Annotated in this window: 16 protein-coding genes; 4 read left to right on the top strand and 12 right to left on the bottom strand. The window is 72.0% G+C overall.

What is annotated here, in order from left to right:
- Positions 1-75: 75 nt before the first annotated feature.
- Positions 76-579, bottom strand: coding sequence for a hypothetical protein (locus tag ACLJTM_RS30480; RefSeq protein WP_411107004.1), 504 nt, complete (start codon positions 577-579; stop codon positions 76-78).
- Positions 580-640: 61 nt separating this feature from the next.
- On the opposite strand from ACLJTM_RS30480, the gene ACLJTM_RS30475 reads away from it, so the two are divergent.
- Positions 641-1360, top strand: a complete 720-nt coding sequence (locus tag ACLJTM_RS30475; protein WP_411107003.1) for a hypothetical protein — start codon at positions 641-643, stop codon at positions 1358-1360.
- 358 nt (positions 1361-1718) lie between these two features.
- Here the strand turns inward: ACLJTM_RS30475 and ACLJTM_RS30470 are convergent, their stop codons facing one another.
- Both ACLJTM_RS30470 and ACLJTM_RS30465 read right to left on the bottom strand, forming a co-directional pair.
- Positions 1719-3050 carry a class I SAM-dependent RNA methyltransferase gene (locus ACLJTM_RS30470; protein ID WP_411107002.1) on the bottom strand — a complete coding sequence of 444 codons (1332 nt, stop codon included), beginning with the start codon at positions 3048-3050 and terminating at the stop codon, positions 1719-1721.
- 207 nt (positions 3051-3257) lie between these two features.
- Positions 3258-5309 carry an APC family permease gene (locus ACLJTM_RS30465; protein ID WP_411107001.1) on the bottom strand — a complete coding sequence of 684 codons (2052 nt, stop codon included), beginning with the start codon at positions 5307-5309 and terminating at the stop codon, positions 3258-3260.
- A 220-nt stretch (positions 5310-5529) separates the two neighbouring features.
- Here ACLJTM_RS30465 and ACLJTM_RS30460 point away from each other — a divergent pair, with 220 nt between their 5' ends.
- Both ACLJTM_RS30460 and ACLJTM_RS30455 read left to right on the top strand, forming a co-directional pair.
- Entirely contained in the window at positions 5530-6198 is a 669-nt protein-coding gene (locus ACLJTM_RS30460) for a potassium channel family protein (protein WP_411107000.1), read from the top strand.
- On the top strand, positions 6195-6857 hold the full coding sequence (locus ACLJTM_RS30455) for a potassium channel family protein (protein ID WP_411106999.1): 663 nt from the start codon (positions 6195-6197) through the stop codon (positions 6855-6857). The genes ACLJTM_RS30460 and ACLJTM_RS30455 overlap by 4 nt, the downstream gene beginning before the upstream one ends.
- A gap of 130 nt (positions 6858-6987) precedes the next feature.
- On the opposite strand, the gene ACLJTM_RS30450 is transcribed toward ACLJTM_RS30455, so the two are convergent.
- From ACLJTM_RS30450 to ACLJTM_RS30420, 7 genes are all read right to left on the bottom strand, one after another.
- Entirely contained in the window at positions 6988-7734 is a 747-nt protein-coding gene (locus ACLJTM_RS30450; RefSeq protein WP_411106998.1) for a DUF3159 domain-containing protein, read from the bottom strand.
- 3 nt (positions 7735-7737) lie between these two features.
- On the bottom strand, positions 7738-8157 hold the full coding sequence (locus tag ACLJTM_RS30445) for an OB-fold nucleic acid binding domain-containing protein (protein WP_411106997.1): 420 nt from the start codon (positions 8155-8157) through the stop codon (positions 7738-7740).
- 24 nt (positions 8158-8181) lie between these two features.
- Positions 8182-8868, bottom strand: a complete 687-nt coding sequence (locus ACLJTM_RS30440) for a response regulator (protein ID WP_411106996.1) — start codon at positions 8866-8868, stop codon at positions 8182-8184.
- Positions 8865-11477 carry a DUF4118 domain-containing protein gene (locus ACLJTM_RS30435; RefSeq protein WP_411106995.1) on the bottom strand — a complete coding sequence of 871 codons (2613 nt, stop codon included), beginning with the start codon at positions 11475-11477 and terminating at the stop codon, positions 8865-8867. The genes ACLJTM_RS30440 and ACLJTM_RS30435 overlap by 4 nt, the downstream gene beginning before the upstream one ends.
- A 185-nt stretch (positions 11478-11662) precedes the next feature.
- Complete coding sequence (locus ACLJTM_RS30430) at positions 11663-12451, bottom strand: DUF3710 domain-containing protein (RefSeq protein WP_411106994.1); 789 nt, start codon at positions 12449-12451, stop codon at positions 11663-11665.
- 1 nt (position 12452) lies between these two features.
- Positions 12453-12998: a dUTP diphosphatase gene (gene dut / locus ACLJTM_RS30425; RefSeq protein WP_411106993.1), complete on the bottom strand. Its 546-nt coding sequence runs from the start codon at positions 12996-12998 to the stop codon at positions 12453-12455.
- Entirely contained in the window at positions 12998-13582 is a 585-nt protein-coding gene (locus ACLJTM_RS30420; protein ID WP_411106992.1) for a PaaI family thioesterase, read from the bottom strand. Before ACLJTM_RS30420 ends, dut begins: the two co-directional genes overlap by 1 nt.
- 58 nt (positions 13583-13640) lie before the next feature.
- Between ACLJTM_RS30420 and ACLJTM_RS30415 the strand changes: the two genes are divergently transcribed.
- Positions 13641-14108, top strand: coding sequence for a DUF3093 domain-containing protein (locus ACLJTM_RS30415; protein ID WP_411106991.1), 468 nt, complete (start codon positions 13641-13643; stop codon positions 14106-14108).
- 26 nt (positions 14109-14134) lie between these two features.
- Here the strand turns inward: ACLJTM_RS30415 and ACLJTM_RS30410 are convergent, their stop codons facing one another.
- Together ACLJTM_RS30410 and ACLJTM_RS30405 are read right to left on the bottom strand one after the other, a co-directional pair.
- On the bottom strand, positions 14135-15046 hold the full coding sequence (locus ACLJTM_RS30410; RefSeq protein WP_411106989.1) for a hypothetical protein: 912 nt from the start codon (positions 15044-15046) through the stop codon (positions 14135-14137).
- Between the two features lie 12 nt (positions 15047-15058).
- Complete coding sequence (locus ACLJTM_RS30405; RefSeq protein ID WP_030036261.1) at positions 15059-15355, bottom strand: DUF4193 domain-containing protein; 297 nt, start codon at positions 15353-15355, stop codon at positions 15059-15061.
- Positions 15356-15713: the final 358 nt, after the last annotated feature.

Here is a 15713-nt window from a genome sequence, read left to right as displayed (position 1 = left end):
CGCGCTCTACGAGCCAGGCCAGATCGGCACCCCCCAGGAGCCGGTGCAGGCGGTCCTCGTCGACGGGTGCCGCCTTCACGTCCACAGGAGGTCCGCTTTCTGATCCGCCCGCCGCACGGGATCCCCCCCTCGGGTTCGAGCTGTGCCGTCCCACTCCCAGCGGGTGACGAGGACGGCTGCCACCTCGTCGACGCGGGAGAGCTGGGCGATGGCGATGCCCGGAACCTGCGGGTAGCACGCCCATTCCCGCCTATTGGTCATGACCACGTCCAGGTCGAAAGCGTGCAGGAGTCCGAGGCACTTGGCGCGGGAGTCGTCATCGACACCGGCGAACGCCTCGTCGAGGGTGACGAGCTCCTCGCTCAGGCGCCGTTGCATCCGCTCCCAGGCGCCGTCCGAGTCGTCGGTGGCCGCGAGTTTCCGACTCCAGGGCAGGGACAGCGCGATGGCCGGGGTGGCCGCCCACGGTCCGTCCCCCGTCGCGGGTACGGCGATCTCGGGGAGCGCGACCGTGATGAGCCCTGTGGTCCGCGAAACGCTGGAGCGCGGCGATGGCCTCGGAACGCGCGGCTGCGGCACCGGTGACGTCCTTCTCCAACTGCTCGATCCGTCCCTGGGCCCAGTTGGCCCGACCGTCCGCTTGCGTGCGGCGGTCCTGGGACAGGCGCTTCTCAGCCGCACAGGCGCGCAGGGCCTGGGCGGTCTCGGCGAGCCTGCGCTCCAGCTCGGCCACGGCGCTTCCCACAGTCGAGCGCAGGGTGGCGAGCCGCTCTTCGGCGGCTGCCGCCTCCCGTTCGGTCTCCTGTGTGCGAAGCCCGAGTGCGGCGGAGCGCGCCGCCGCCCGGCCGGCTTCCTCCCGTTCCCCCTCCACCTGCTCGGCCGCCTCCGACCGCTCGCGCAGCGCGGGCCAGAGGGCGGCCAGTACGGCGGTGAGTTCGCCGAGGGCCTGTCGTACGCCGTCCAGGGCGGACCGGTCCACGGGCAGCCCCAGATCGGCCGCGGCCTCGTGGAGGCCGGCGGTCGCCAGCTCGGCCCGCTCGGCCGCGGCCAGCACCTCGGCGGCCCGCTCCTCACGACGGAGCCCGGCCCGGCGGCAGTTCTCGGCGGCGGCCGCGGCACGGGCGTGGGAGCGGGTCAGCCCGGTCTCGTCCGGCAGGGCGCCGAATTCGGCAGCGAGCGTACGGCGGCGGGCAGCCAGCGCCTGCAGCTCGGCCGCGGCGGACGCCGACTCCGCCCGGAGGATCTCCAGCTCGGCGCGCAGGTCGTGGGCACGGGCACGGCGCGCGCCTCCCGGGCACCTTCCCCGATGTACTCGGCGGCCTGCTTGGCCCAGCGGCCGGTGAGGGCGCCGACGCGGTAGGTTCCGTCCACCGCGGCCCAGGTGTCTCCGGCCGCCCCCGTGCTCCCCCGCACGGCACCCGCCGCTCCCGCGCGCCCTGCCGCGTCTGCGCCCGCCGTACCGAAGCCGATCGCCGCGAGCAAGCGGGACGCCACTCCTTCGCCCACGGCAGCGGACCGGGTATCGCCGCGGTCGACTGCCGGGCACAGGACATCGGCGAGCGACGGTCCGTCGACCGGCCCCCTCACCGGGTCGAGGAGGGCGTCGTGGTCGTCCGCGGCGAGGACCTCGCCCTCGGGACACACCCATGCGTCCAGCAGTCCGGCCCCTGCCCTTGACGCCCACAGCGCACATAATGCACCCTGCCCTAACCTGCAGGTCAGAGGCCCTTTGCGGCCGGTTCAAGGATCGCCACGCACTCTATGTGGTGGGTCATCGGGAACAGGTCGAAGACGCGGAGTGTGCGGGCCTTGTAGCCGTTCTCCTTGAAGTAGCCCAGGTCGCGGGCCAGGGCTGCCGGGTCGCAGGCCACGTAGGCGATGCGGCGCGGGGTGAGGGCGGCCACCTGGCGGACCGTCTGCTTGCCGGCGCCCGCGCGGGGCGGGTCCAGGACGACCAGGTCGCACTCGGTGATGCCGGTCTTCGGCAGGATCTGCTCGACCTTGCCCTGCTCCACCCGCACCCGGGGGAAGTCGGCCAGGTTGTGCCGGGCGTCCTCCACCGCGCGCTTCGTCGACTCGATGCCGAGCACCGCGCCGGTCTCGCCGAGCCGTTCCGCGAGCGCGCCCGCGAAGATGCCGACGCCGCAGTAGAGGTCGAGGGCCATCTCGCCCTTGCGCGGCATCAGGCCCTGCATGACGGCCTTGATCAGGGTGTCCGCGGCCTGCGGGTGGACCTGCCAGAAGCCGCCCATGCCGACGCGGTAGGTGCGGCCGTCGGCGCGCTCCCGTACGAAGGGGCGGCCGTGGACGCGGTGGACCCCGCCGTCCTTCTCCTCGACGCGGAGCACGGAGACGGGCTTGTCCAGCTCCACCAGCGGCAGGCGGCCGCCGGGGCGCGGGGTGAGGACCACCTGGCGGTCGCCGGAGCCGGAGGCCGCGATGGCCTCCACCGAGGCCATCTGGGGCCAGTCCTGCTTCTCGATGCCGAGTTCCGAGACGCCCTGCGCCGCGATCATGCAGTGGTCGATCAGCTCGATCTCGTGCGAGCGGTGCTTGCGCAGGCCCGCGTTGCCGTCCTCGTCGATGGCGAACTGGACGCGCGTGCGCCACTGCGGTACCTCGCCGGCGGGCAGCTTGTCGCCCTCGGCCGGGATGACGGTGCCGTCCCAGCCCGCCTCCTCCGGAGTGAGGCCCGCGAGCCGCTGCAGCTGCTCGGCGACGACCTCGCCCTTGAGCCGGCGCTGGGCGCCGGGCTTGGCGTGCTGCCAGTCGCAGCCGCCGCACTTGCCGGGGCCGGCGTACGGGCAGGGGGCGGGGACGCGGTCCTTGGAGGCGTCGAGCACGGTGATGGCGTCGGCGCGCAGGTAGCGGGAGTCGGCGTCGCCCTCGGTGACCTTTGCGACGACCTTCTCGCCGGGCAGGGTGTGGCGGACGAACAGGACCCGGCCGTCCTCGGTACGGGCGATGCAGTGTCCGCCGTGTGCGACGGGGCCGACCTCGACCTCGTACTCCTCCCCGACCAGTGACTGCTTCTCGTTCTGCTCGGTCATGGTGGGGAGACTCCAAAAGAGAAAAGGGAACGGCCGGACGACCGACCCACCAGTTTACGTGGATCTCGTCCGGCCGTTCACCAACCGGTCCAGCGGCCGCCGGGGCCGGCCTCCCCGCCGCCGCCGTTCACCAACCGGTTCAGAGGCCGCCAGCGCCGCCTCCGCGCCCCGGGCCGCTTCCCCGCCCGGACCCGCGTGCGTCCCGGGCTACTTCGCCGCCGTGTTCTTCGGCGGGCGGGGGGTGTCGACGGGGCCGCGGCGCACCGCGCCCGGCGCGTTCCAGTCCTGCCGCTTCTTCGCCCGCCGCTTGGCGAGTTCCGAGGACTCCAGCTGGTAGGGCACCGAGGTGACCATCACACCGGGGGTGAAGAGCAGCCGGCCCTTGAGCCGCAGTGCGCTCTGGTTGTGCAGCAGGTGCTCGTACCAGCGGCCGACGACGTACTCCGGGATGTACACGCTGACGGCGTCGCGCGGGTTCTCGCTGCGCAGGCCCTTCACGTACTCCACGACGGGGCGGGTGATCTCGCGGTACGGGGAGTCGAGGATCTTGAGCGGGACGTTGATCCCGCGCCGCTCCCACTCCTCCCGCAGGGCCTTGGTCTCCGCCGGGTCGACGCTGATGCTGAGCGCCTCCAGGGTGTCGGAGCGGGTCAGCTTGGCGAAGGCCAGGGCGCGCAGGGTGGGCTTGTGGACCTTGGAGACCAGGACGATGGAGTGGACGCGGGAGGGCCGCACGCTGTCGTCGCTGGGGCCTTCCGCGGCGGCGATCTCGGCGGATACGCGGTCGTAGTGCTTGCGGATCGCGGACATCGTGCCGTAGAAGATCACCATGCCGAGCAGGGCCACCCAGGCCCCGTGGGTGAACTTGGTGGCGAGGACGACGACCAGCACCATGCCGGTGAAGAAGGCGCCGAAGGTGTTGATGGCCCGCGAGCGGTGCATCCGGCGGCGTGCGGCGGGGTCCCGCTCGCTGCGCAGGTGGCGGTTCCAGTGCCGGACCATGCCGATCTGGCTCAGCGTGAAGGAGACGAAGACGCCGACGATGTAGAGCTGGATCAGCTTGGTCGAGTCGGCGTCGTAGATCCACACCAGCAGCATGGCGGCCCCGGCGAGCAGCACGATGCCGTTGGAGAACGCGAGGCGGTCGCCGCGGGTGTGCAGCTGGCGCGGCAGGTAGCGGTCCTGGGCGAGGATCGAGCCGAGCAGCGGGAACCCGTTGTACGCGGTGTTGGCGGCCAGGAACAGGACCAGTGCGGTGGCGGCGGCGAGCAGGATGAACAGGAAGCTGCCGTTGCCGAAGACGGCCTCGCCCACCTGGGAGATCACCGGGTGCTGGACGTACTCGGGGCCGACGGGCACGCCGTTGTCCAGCAGGTCGGCCGCGGGCTGCTCGGCCATCTTCACGTCGGTGGCCATGGCCAGGGCGATGATGCCGCAGAACATGGTGACGGCCAGGCCGCCCATCAGGGCGAGCGTGGTGGCCGCGTTCTTGCTCTTGGGCTTGCGGAAGGCGGGCACGCCGTTGCTGATGGCCTCGACGCCGGTCAGGGCGGCGCAGCCGGAGGAGAAGGCCCGCAGCAGCAGGAAGACCAGCGCGAAGCCGGCCAGCCCCTGGTGCTCGGCTTTGATCTCCAGATGGGCGGTGGGGGCCTGCATGGTGTCGCCGAGGACGAGTCCCTTGTAGGCGCCCCAGGCGATCATGACGAAGACGGCGCCGACGAAGACGTACGTCGGGATGGCGAAGAGGTTCCCGGATTCCTTCACGCCGCGCAGGTTCATCAGCGTCAGCAGAAGGATCATGACCATGGCCGAGAGCACCTTGTGCTCGATCACGAAGTCCACGGCGGAGCCGAGGTTCTCGACTCCGGAGGAGATCGAGACGGCGACCGTCAGGACGTAGTCGACGAGCAGGGCGCTGGCCACCGTGAGGCCGGCCTTGGGTCCGAGGTTGGTGTTGGCGACCTCGTAGTCGCCGCCGCCGCTCGGGTAGGCGTGGACGTTCTGCCGGTAGGAGGCGACCACGGTGAACATCAGCACGACGACCGCCAGGGCGATCCAGGGGCTGAAGTGGTAGGCCGACACGCCTGCGATCGACAGGACCAGCAGGACCTCGCCGGGGGCGTACGCCACGGAGGAGAGCGGGTCGGAGGCGAAGACGGGCAGGGCGATCCGCTTGGGGAGGAGGGTCTCTCCCAGGCGGTCGCTGCGCAGGGCCCGGCCGATCAGGATCCGTTTGGGCACGTCGGTCAGTTTGGACACGGAGAGGATCGTAAGCGTTCGAAATCGGACTGACGAACCCCGCACCCCGTACCGGCACGTTCTCCGCGCAATTCGTCCCCGCGGGCCCCCCGACTGGGCCGCATGAGGTCACACGCGTGACCGCCCGTGTGTAGCTTGGGCCATGGTCTGAGACCCTGTTATGCCAGAGCATGCAATGAGGCTGGAAACCAGCGAGTCGCTGACAGCCGGAAGGACGGCCGTGCACATCGTCATTATGGGCTGCGGAAGAGTGGGTTCCGCCCTCGCGCAGACCCTGGAACAGCAGGGGCACACGGTCGCCGTCGTGGACCAGGACCCCACCGCATTCCGCCGGCTGGGTGCCGGTTTCGGCGGGCGCCGCGTCACCGGGGTCGGCTTCGACCAGGACACCCTGCGCGAGGCCGGGATCGAGGACGCGGGAGCCTTCGCCGCGGTCAGCAGCGGTGACAATTCCAACATCATCGCCGCGCGGGTGGCCCGGGAGATGTTCGGCGTCGAGAACGTCGCCGCCCGCATCTACGACCCCAAGCGCGCCGAGGTCTACCAGCGCCTGGGCATCCCCACCGTCGCCACCGTGCGGTGGACGGCCGACCAGATGCTGCGCCGGCTGCTGCCGTCCGGCGCCGAGCCCCTGTGGCGCGACCCCAGCGGGGCGGTGCAGCTCGCCGAGGTGCACACCTCCACGGCCTGGGTCGGACACAAGATCAGCAAGCTGCAGGAGGAGACCGGCGTACGGGTCGCCTTCCTCACCCGCCTGGGCGAGGCCGTCCTCCCGACGTCGGCGACCGTCCTCCAGGAGGGCGACCTCGTCCACGTGATGATGCGCACGGACGAGATCGACAAGGTCGAGGCGGCCTTCGCCGAAGGCCCCGAGGAGGCACACGCATGAGGGTCGCTATCGCCGGAGCAGGCGCGGTGGGCCGCTCCATCGCGGGTGAACTGCTGGAGAACGGCCACGAGGTCCTCCTCGTCGACAAGGCGCCGACCGCCATCTCGGTCGAGCGGGTCCCGCAGGCCGAGTGGCTGCTGGCCGACGCCTGCGAGATCACCTCGCTGGACGAGGCCGCACTGCAGCGCTGCAACGTGGTCATCGCGGCCACGGGCGACGACAAGGTCAATCTGGTCGTCTCGCTCCTCGCCAAGACCGAGTACGGGGTCCCGCGCGTGGTGGCGCGGGTCAACAACCCGAAGAACGAGTGGCTCTTCAACGAGTCCTGGGGCGTGGACGTCGCCGTCTCCACCCCGCGCCTGATGTCGGCCCTGGTCGAGGAGGCCGTGAGCGTCGGCGACCTGGTCCGGCTGCTGCGCTTCAGCCACGGCGACGCCAACCTCGTCGAGCTGACGCTGCCGCCCGACTCCTCGGTGGCCGGCACGCAGATCGGCGACATCAGCTGGCCGGAGGACACCTCGCTGGTCACCATCATCCGCGGCAACCGGGTCCTCACCCCGCACGCGGAGGAGACCCTGGAGCCGGGTGACGAACTCCTCTTCGTCGCCGCCCAGGCCCGTGAGGAGCAGCTGGAGGTCCTCCTCCAGGCGCGGCGCTGACCCCGCGCAGCGGCCGTACGTACGACGGAGGGGCCCGACGACCGGTGTCGTCGGGCCCTTCCGTCGTCGGCGCAGCCCTGCTGCGCGGCGGTGGCGCTGCGTGCGTCCGCTGGTGTCGCGGGCCGGTGCGTCAGAGGCCGGGCTCCTTCGTGGCCGCCTTGGCCGCCTTGGCCGCCTTCTCGGCCTGCTCCTGGGCCTCGTACTCGGCCATCACGTCGATGGGCGGCGGGGCCTTGGCGAGGAACAGCCAGGTGAAGTACACCGCAAGCACCATCGGCGGCAGCTTCAGGGCGATCAGGACCCAGCCCAGCTGCGTCGCGTCACCCCACCAGTACAGCGGGAAGAGGATCGCGTACTTGGCGAGGAAGATGAGCCCCCAGGCCAGGCTGGCCTTGACGTAGGCCTTCTTGCGCCCCGGGTTGCGGGTGCGCCAGGACAGGTTCTCCTTGAACACCGGCCCGAGGATCACCCCCAGCAGCGGGAAGCCCACCAGGGCGGAGAGCGTGAAGGCCACGCCCAGGCCGGCGCCGTAGATCATGCCGGGCAGGTAGAAGCCCTTCGCGCTGCCCGTGAAGAGGGCGAAGGCCACGCCCACGCCCACGCCGAAGACTCCGCTGAAGGCGTGCTTGACCGTGTCCTTGCGGGCGAGGCGGACGACCACCAGCAGGACCGCGACCGCGCCCGCCGCGATGGCGGAGAGCTTCACGTCCTTGTTGATCGTGTAGATCATCACGAAGAGCAGTCCGGGGAGCATCGTCTCCACGGTGCCGCGGATGCCGCCGAAGGCGTCGAAGAGCGCCGCCTGGGTCACCGCGTTCTGGTCCTCGGCCGGCGCGGCGGCCGGGTCCGGGGTGGTCGGTTTGTCGAATGACGTCACCGGTTACTGCTCCTGTCCGAGCGGTCGGAGTTCGTACTTCGGGTTGAAGAGCACCCGACGGCCGTGGCTCATGGAGATGCGCCCGGAGGCGATCATGCGGCGCCCGGGCTCGATTCCCACGATCGAGCGACGTCCGAGCCAGACCACGTCCAGCGCGGCCGACCCGTCGAACAGCTCGGCCTCCAGGGCGGGCACTCCTGCGCGGGGCCGCAGGGTGACGGTACGCAGGGTTCCCGTCACCTTGACTATCTGGCGGTCGTCGCAGTCACAGATCCGCGTGCACCCCGCGGCTTCTGCGTCCGACTGCAGCTCCGCGGAATGCAGCTCCTCCTGCGAGGTGGACAGCCGCTCGATCATCCGGCGGAACCGGCCCGCCGGCCTGACCGGCTTGGCGGACTTCACGGGACGCGGTTCAGCACTCATACAGGAAGCGTACCGGCGCCCGCGCTACCTCTCGAAGCGGTATCCCATGCCCGGTTCGGTGATGAAGTGCCGCGGGTGCGAGGGGTCCGCCTCCAGCTTGCGGCGCAGCTGCGCCATGTAGACCCGCAGGTAGTTGGTCTCCGTGCCGTACGAGGGCCCCCAGACCTCCTGCAGGAGCTGCTTCTGGCTGACCAGCTTGCCGCCGTGCCGGACCAGGACCTCCAGCAGGTGCCACTCGGTGGGCGTGAGGCGGATGTCGCGGCCCTCGCGGACGGCCTTCTTCGCGGCCAGGTCCACCGTGAAGCCGTCGGTCTCCACGACCACCTCCTCCCCGCCGGCGCCCGCGGGCGGCTCGGCCCGGCGCACGGCGGCCCGGAGGCGGGCCAGCAGCTCGTCCATCCCGAAGGGCTTGGTGACGTAGTCGTCGGCGCCGGCGTCCAGGGCCTCCACCTTCTCGTCGGAGGTCTGGCGGGCGGAGAGGACCAGGATCGGCACCCGGGTCCAGCCGCGCAGCCCCCTGATCACCTCGATGCCGTCCATGTCGGGCAGGCCGAGGTCCAGGAGGACCACGTCGGGGTGGCGGGCGGCCGCGAGTTCCAGGGCGGCCGCCCCGTCGGCCGCGGCGTCGACCTCGTACCTGCGGGCCTTCAGGTTGATGACGAGGGCTCGGACGATCTGCGGCTCGTCTTCCACCACGAGCACCCGGGTCATTGGGGTCCTGCCTTCTGTCGCTCGGTGCGGCCGCGGTCGCGGCCGCCTTCCCGTGTGTCGCCGCCGTCCCCGCGGTCCCCGTTGTCCGGGGGCGGGGCGGCCGTCCGGGCCGCGGCCCGCAGGGTCAGGACCATGGTCAGTCCGCCGCCGGGGGTGTCCTCGGCGGCCAGGGTGCCGTCCATGGCCTCGGCGAAGCCCCGGGCGACCGCGAGCCCGAGGCCCACCCCGGCCCCGCGGGGCGCGTCCCCGTGCCGCTGGAACGGGGCGAAGATCTTGTCCTTGGCCGGGTCGGGCACGCCGGGTCCGCGGTCGACGACCCGTACCTCGACCCGGTCGCCGAGGAAGCTGGCGGCCACCAGGACGGGCTGCTGCGCGGGGCTGTACTTGACGGCGTTCTCCACCACGTTGGCCACGGTGCGTTCCAGCAGCCCCGGGTCCACGGCCACCATCGGGAGCGTCTCGGGCACGTCCAGCAGCACGCTGTCCTCGGGTACGCCGCCCAGCGCCATCGGGATCACCTCGTCGAGGTCGATCTCCCGGATCAGCGGGGTGACGGTGCCGGTCTGCAGCCGGGACATGTCCAGCAGGTTGCCCACCAGGTGGTCGAGCCGGTCGGCGCCCTCCTCGATGCCCCGGAGGAGTTCGGCCCGGTCCTCCTCGGACCACTCCACGTCGTCGGAGCGCAGGGAGGTGACCGAGGCCTTGATGGAGGCGAGCGGTGTACGGAGGTCATGGCTGACGGCGGCCAGCAGCGCGGTCCGGATCCGGTTGCCCTCGGCCATCCGCCGGGCCTCCTCGGCCTCGCCCACCAGCCGCTGCCGGTCGAGGACGACGGCTGCCTGGGCGGCGAAGGCGCCGAGCACCCGGCGGTCCTCGGCGGGCAGCACCCGGCCGGACAGGGCCAGCGCCATGTGGTCCCCGATGGGCATGTCCACATCGGCGTCCTCGGGGCGCAGCACGGGGTTCGGGCCGACGCTGCCGGCCGGCTGCCAGGGCTCGACCTCGCCGTCGCGCTCCAGCAGGGCCACGGACTCCATGGCGAAGGTCTCGCGGACCCGCTCCAGCAGGGCGTCCAGGGCGGTCTCCCCGCGCAGCACGCTGCCGGCCAGGAAGGACAGGATCTCGGACTCGGCCCGCAGCCGCGCGGCCTGGTGCGTGCGCCGGGCGGCCAGGTCCACCACCGAGGCCACCGAGACGGCGACCCCGAAGAAGACGGCGATGGCCACGATGTTCTTCGGGTCGGAGACGGTGAAGCGGTGCAGCGGCGGCGCGAAGAAGTAGTTGAGCAGCAGCGAGCCGAGGGCGGCCGAGGCCAGGGCCGGCCACAGGCCGCCCAGCAGGGCGGCCGCGACCGTCAGGGCCAGGAACAGCAGCATGTCGTTGGCGAGCCCGAGGTCCGCGTCGATGTGCGTGAGCAGCAGGCACAGCAGGACCGGGAAGACCGCCCCCACCAGCCAGCCCGCCATGATGCGGGGCCGTCCGAGCCGGGCGGCCGAGCGCACCACGGGCAGGCCGCGCCGCCCCCTGGCGACCTCCTCGTGCGTGACGATGTGCACGTCGAGGTCGGGCCCGGAGTCACGGGCGACGCTGGCGCCCACCCCGGGCCCGAACACGTACTGCCAGGAGCGGCGGCGGCTGGAGCCGAGCACGATCTGGGTGGCGTTGACCCCGCGGGCGAAGGCGAGCAGGGCCTCGGGGACCGCGTCGCCGATCACATGGTGAAACGTTCCGCCCAGGTCTTCGACCAGGGTCCGCTGCACCGCCAGCTCCTTCGGCGAGGCCGCGGTCAGGCCGTCGCTGCGGGCCACGTAGACGGCCAGGATCTCGCTGCCCGAGCCCTTGGCGGCCATCCGGGAGGCCCGCCGGACGAGGGTGCGCCCCTCCGGCCCGCCGGTCAGGCCGACGACGATCCGCTCCCGCGCCTGCCAGGTCGAGCGGATGCCGTGCTCGCCGCGGTACTGCTGGAGGTACTCGTCCGCCCGGTCGGCCACCCACAGCAGGGCCAGCTCGCGCAGGGCGGTCAGGTTGCCGGGCCGGAAGTAGTTGGACAGGGCCGCGTCGACCTTGTCGGACTGGTATATGTTCCCGTGCGCCATGCGGCGGCGCAGCGCCTGCGGGGACATGTCGACGAGCTCGACCTGGTCGGCCCGCCTGACCACCTCGTCCGGCACCGTCTCCCGCTGGCGCACCCCGGTGATCGACTCGACCACGTCGCCGAGCGATTCCAGGTGCTGGATGTTGACGGTGGACACCACGTCGATGCCGGCCCGCAGCAGTTCCTCGACGTCCTGCCAGCGCTTGGCGTGGCGCGAGCCCGGCACGTTGGTGTGCGCCAGCTCGTCCACCAGCGCGACGGCCGGCCTGCGGGCGAGCACCGCGTCCACGTCCATCTCGGTGAAGAGCGCACCGCGGTACGCCAGCTCCCGGCGCTCGACCTGTTCCAGGCCGTGCAGCATGACCTCGGTGCGCGGCCGCCCGTGGTGTTCGACGAAGCCGACCACGCAGTCCGCGCCCCGCTCCACCCTGCGGTGGGCCTCGGAGAGCATCGCGTACGTCTTGCCCACACCGGGTGCCGCGCCGAGATAGATCCTGAGCCTGCCGCGTCCCATGCGCCCATTCTCGGGGACGTCCGGGCCCGCCACGTGCCGGCGGGGGCCGGCGGGCGCATCCCTGACGGATTCCTGACGCGCCCGCGCGCGGCGGGAAAGACCGGTGGGCCCCACCCCCGAAAGGGGTGAGGCCCACCGGCCGACGGTCTTGCGTCCCGCCCCCGCCGGGGCGAGGCCGTGCGGGGTCAGCGGACCTCGGTGATCTCCGGGCCGCGCTCCAGCTGGCCCATGCCCCCGCCGAAGCGGGAGCCCTCCTGCTCGTCGGTCTGCACGCCGTCCGGCACCATCTGGGCGTCGTTGGGCAGCTTCAGGACGATCGGGTCGCGGGGGGCCATCGGGCCGTCGCCGCGCAGGACGACGGTGTCCCGGAAGATCTGCTCCAGCACGCCGGCCGACTCCGGGCGCACCGCGCCCTGGCCGGAGATGACGCCGCGCAGGAACCAGCGCGGGCCGTCGACGCCGACGAAGCGGACCAGCTGGTAGCCGGTCTGCCCGTCCGGGAGCGGGACGGGCACCTGAGCGCGCAGCTCCCAGCCCAGCGGACCCTCGACCTCGTCGATGATGCCGCCCTGCTGGGTGATGCCCGAGGCGATCTCCTCGCGGACCTCGCCCCAGATGCCTTCCTTCTTGGGCGCGGCGAAGGCCTGCAGCTGCACCGCGCTGTCGCCGAGGACCACGGTGGCGGCCACGATCGCGTCACCGGCGACCTCGACGCGCAGCTCCATGCCCTCGACACCGGGTACGAGGATGCCGCCCAGGTCGACCCGGCCGTCTTCCGGGTTGCCGAGGACCTCGGAGACGTCCCAGGGGCCGTCGGGCCGCGGGGCCGGCGGCAGGTTCACCCGGCGCGGCTTGGCAGCGGCGTCGTCCTGTCCCTCGGCCTCGTCGAGCTCGTCGGCACTGACGCCGTCGACGACCTGCTCGGCCGCGCCGCCGTCCTTGACGGAGTCGTTCTTCTTGCGACGTCCGAACACGTCACTGTCCTTCCCGGTCGGTTACGACCGAAGCGTAGCCATTCCCACCCTGCTGACCAGCGCCGGATCCGGCCACGGCCGCATGACCGCCGGTGGAGCCGAAACCCCCCTCGGCCCGGGCCGAGCCGGGAAGTTCCGCCACCTCGTGGAAGCGCACCCTCTCGACTCGCTGGACAACCAGCTGGGCAATGCGGTCGAAACGCTCGAACCGGACGCTCTCGCGAGGGTCGAGATTGACCACGATCACCTTGATCTCCCCACGGTACCCGGCATCCACCGTCCCCGGGGCATTCACGAGCGCGAGCCCGCAGCGGGCGGCCAGGCCGGACCGGGGGTGCACGAAGGCCGCGTAGCCGTCGGGCAGGGCGATGGACACCCCGGTGGGCAGCACGGCCCGCTCGCCGGGCGCCAACTCGGCGGCCTCGGTGGTCACCAGGTCGCAGCCCGCGTCGCCGGGGTGGCCGTACGCCGGGATCGGCACGGCCGGGTCGATGCGGCGGATCAGCACGTCCACGCCGTGCCGCGATGCGTTGTCGTTCAGGGACATCAGGGGTTCACCTCGAAGGCGCGTGCGCGCCTGACCTGGTCCGGGTCGGCCATCGCCGCCTGGATCTCCTCGGGCCGACCGTTGTCGATGAAGTGGTCGACCTTCACCTCGATGAAGAGGGCGTCGGCGCGCACGGCGACCGGGCCCTGCGGGCCGCCTATCCGGCCCACGGCCGTGCAGTAGATCTTCCGGCCGGCCACCGCGGTGACCTCGGCCTCCAGGGAGAGCACGGTGCCCACGGGGACGGGCCGCACGAAGTCGGTCTCCAGCCGCCCGGTGACCGCGATGACGCGCAGCAGCCAGTTCAGCGAGCCCAGCGTCTCGTCGAGCGCGGTGGCCAGGACGCCGCCGTGGGCGAGGCCGGGCGCTCCCTGGTGGGCGGCCTTCACGGTGAACTCGGCGGTGACCCGGACGCCCTCTGCGGCACGGGCTTCCAGGTGGAGTCCGTGGGGCTGCCCCTCGCCGCAGCCGAAGCAGTGCTCGTAGTGCGCACCGAGGAGCTCGCCGGGTGCCGGGGCATCCGGGTGCCGGACCGGCGCGGTGGCATCGGCCGGGGGCGTCAACGCTGTGTTTCGTCCACTCACAGCCGCAGACCTTACCCGCGCCGCCACCCGCCGGTCGCCTCGTGGCAGGCTTGGCCGCATGCAGCTCTCCCCCGCGCACCACGACGAACGTCTGACCGCCCCCCGCTCCTGGTGGGGCATCGCCGCGCTGGTCGGCCTCGCGTGCGCGTTGATGCTGCTGCCGCTGGGCACGCTGCCGCTGCTGGCCGGCCTGGTCGGGGGGACGGCGCTGGGCGGGCTGCTGGTGAGTTCGTACGGGTCCGCGCGCGTGCGCGTGGTGGGCGGTGCGCTCGCCGCGGGTGACGCCCGGATCCCGGTGGCGGCGCTGGGCGAGCCCGAGATCCTGGACGCACAGGAGTCGCGCGCCTGGCGGACGTACAAGGCCGACACCCGCGCGTTCATGCTGATGCGCAGCTACGTGCCGACGGCGGTCCGCATCGAGGTGACCGATCCGGCCGATCCGACGCCGTACGTCTACGTCTCCACCCGGGAGCCGGAGGCACTGCGGGCGGCCGTCCTCGCGGCGCAGGCCGCTCCGGCCGCCTGACGGGAGGGCGGAGCGGGGCCGGCTCGTCAGAGGGCCGGCGGCCGGCCCTCGATGGCGGCCCTGACGTCCTCGGGAAGGGGCCGGGAGGGCTGCTCCAGGGGCGGCAGCGTGCCGAGGGCGTCCCAGGGCACGGCGCGGGAGCGCAGGTCTGCGCGCACCTTCTCGGCGAGCTTGCGGGTGTCGCGGCGGTTCATGACGGCCCCGACGGCCGCCCCCACCATGAAGGGCATGAGGTTCGGCAGGTTGCGGACCATGCGCTTGGTGATCTGCTGGCGCAGTTCGCGCTTCATCTGGCCGCCGAGCGCCGCGTTCAGCGTGGTCGGCTTGGTCAGGTCGACCCCGCGCTCCTCCGTCCAGCCGGTCAGGTAGGCGACGCTGCGGTCCTTGAGGTTTCCGGGCGGGCGCAGGCCGTAGACCTCGTGGAGTTCGGCGATGAGCTTGAGTTCGATCGCGGCGACGCCGGTGACCTCCGCGGCCAGCTCCGCCGGCATCGCGGGCGGAACGGGCAGCATGGCCGCTGCGCCGATGCCCGCACCGACGGTCGACGTGGCGTTGGCGGCGCCCGAGATCAGCTTGTCGGCAAGCTGATCGGGACCGAGGCCCGGGAACTGCGCGCGCAGGGTCGCGAGGTCCCGAACCGGAACGCGCGGTGCGTTCTCGATGACGACTTCGGTGACGTACAGGGCGGCGGCCCTGACGCCTTCGCCGCCCTTGCGCACACCGTGTCTGACGGCGTGCAGCCGACGAGCCCCGGACCTCTGCCGGGACCCCTCCTCGGCCTCTGTGGCCGACGGCACCGCCGGGGCGGTGTCTGAGGGCACGGCGGCTACGCCGGGGGCTCCAGGACCCGTTTCCGGGCCCGTGGTGGCCACCTGCGTCTCCGCCGGATCACCAGATTTCCGAAAGCGGCGCTTGCGGAAGGGTGTCGAGCCAGCCACGGCCGACGCCTCTCAGTCGCAGTCGCGGCAGATCGGCTGACCGTTCTTCTCACGTGCCAGCTGGCTGCGGTGGTGCACCAGGAAGCAGCTCATGCAGGTGAACTCGTCGGCCTGCTTGGGCAGGACCCGGACGGCCAGCTCCTCGTTGGAGAGGTCCGCACCGGGAAGCTCAAGGCTCTCGGCCGAATCGAATTCGTCCATGTCCACGGACGAGGACGACTTCTCGTTGCGTCGGGCCTTCAGCTCTTCAATGCTGTCGTTGTCGACGTCGTCGTCTGTCTTGCGTGGGGTGTCGTAGTCCGTTGCCATTGTTCGCTCTCCCCCTCTGGGTGTTAGCGGTGTCTCAGCGCACGTAACGCGCGAGAGGCCGGACTTGTGCCCGACCTGAGGCGGAGATTTTGCCTCACATCAAGGTCTGTTACTGAATCGACACCCAGCCGCTCACCATCAGGCGCGATTGGCTGGGATGACGACCGGGACCGTACACGGTCCGGGGGCCGTCTTGCACAAACGCCACCCCGTGCATTTACCGCCATCAGGGGGGCCGGAAACCCGGACTTCCCGGGCGTTCCGGCCGCCTGGGGGTCACAGAACGCACATGGACCGACACTCGCCACTGTGATCGATCACACAGGGACGGCCATGTTCATGGACCACGGGTTCAGCC

Source organism: Streptomyces sp. cmx-4-9 (assembly GCF_046548835.1).
Lineage (GTDB): Bacteria > Actinomycetota > Actinomycetes > Streptomycetales > Streptomycetaceae > Streptomyces.
This window is presented reverse-complemented; position numbering and strand designations above follow the sequence as displayed.

What these genes read in the sequence shown, in the direction of transcription:
- ACLJTM_RS30470 (WP_411107002.1), bottom strand. Translation starts at nt 3,050, where the DNA reads ATGACCGAGCAGAACGAGAAGCAGTCACTGGTCGGGGAGGAGTACGAG.
- ACLJTM_RS30455 (WP_411106999.1), top strand. Translation starts at nt 6,195, where the DNA reads ATGAGGGTCGCTATCGCCGGAGCAGGCGCGGTGGGCCGCTCCATCGCG.
- ACLJTM_RS30445 (WP_411106997.1), bottom strand. Translation starts at nt 8,157, where the DNA reads ATGAGTGCTGAACCGCGTCCCGTGAAGTCCGCCAAGCCGGTCAGGCCG.
- ACLJTM_RS30440 (WP_411106996.1), bottom strand. Translation starts at nt 8,868, where the DNA reads ATGACCCGGGTGCTCGTGGTGGAAGACGAGCCGCAGATCGTCCGAGCC.
- ACLJTM_RS30435 (WP_411106995.1), bottom strand. Translation starts at nt 11,477, where the DNA reads ATGGGACGCGGCAGGCTCAGGATCTATCTCGGCGCGGCACCCGGTGTG.
- dut (WP_411106993.1), bottom strand. Translation starts at nt 12,998, where the DNA reads ATGTCCCTGAACGACAACGCATCGCGGCACGGCGTGGACGTGCTGATC.
- ACLJTM_RS30415 (WP_411106991.1), top strand. Translation starts at nt 13,641, where the DNA reads ATGCAGCTCTCCCCCGCGCACCACGACGAACGTCTGACCGCCCCCCGC.
- ACLJTM_RS30405 (WP_030036261.1), bottom strand. Translation starts at nt 15,355, where the DNA reads ATGGCAACGGACTACGACACCCCACGCAAGACAGACGACGACGTCGAC.